The 625-nt window shown below is 68.0% G+C and carries 1 pseudogene; it reads right to left on the bottom strand.

The features are described from left to right. Nucleotides 1–625: pseudogene (locus tag E1295_RS48335) on the bottom strand (DNA-directed RNA polymerase subunit beta); the annotation flags it as partial.

The raw sequence follows: 625 nt of genomic DNA, 5'->3' as shown, positions 1-625 counted from the left end.
CGCCACCAGCAGGTTCTTGCCGAGCGCCATCTCACCCTGGTCGGTGCACGGCCCGTCGGCGATCACCTGGTTGACCTCGACCCGGTCGCCCTCGGCGACGATGGGCTTCTGGTTGAACGAGGTGCCCTGGTTGGAGCGCTTGAACTTGGCGACGCGGTAGGTGGTGCGGGTGCCGTCGTCGTTCATCACGGTGACGTAGTCGGCGGAGACCTCCTCGACCACGCCGGCCTTCTCTGCGCTGATGACGTCGCCCGCGTCGGTCGCGGCACGGTATTCCATGCCGGTGCCGACCAGCGGCGCCTCGCTCTTGAGCAGCGGCACCGACTGCCGCTGCATGTTGGAGCCCATGAGCGCGCGGTTGGCGTCGTCGTGCTCGAGGAAGGGGATCATCGCGGTGGCCACCGACACCATCTGGCGCGGCGACACGTCGATGTAGTCGACCTCCTCGGCACGGGCCAGCTCGGTCTCGCCGCCCTTGGTGCGGACGAGGACCCGGGACTCGGCGAACGTGCCGTCGGGGTTGAGCACGGTGTTGGCCTGCGCCTTGACGAAACGGTCTTCCTCGTCGGCGGTCAGGTAGTCGATCTGGTCGGTGACCTTGCCGTCGACGACCTTGCGGTAGGGC

It is taken from the genome of Nonomuraea mesophila, from assembly GCF_004352805.1.
In the GTDB taxonomy this organism is placed as follows: Bacteria; Actinomycetota; Actinomycetes; order Streptosporangiales; family Streptosporangiaceae; genus Nonomuraea; species Nonomuraea longispora.
The sequence above is the reverse complement of the archived record's forward strand: the minus strand, read 5'-3'. Positions and strand labels throughout refer to the sequence as shown.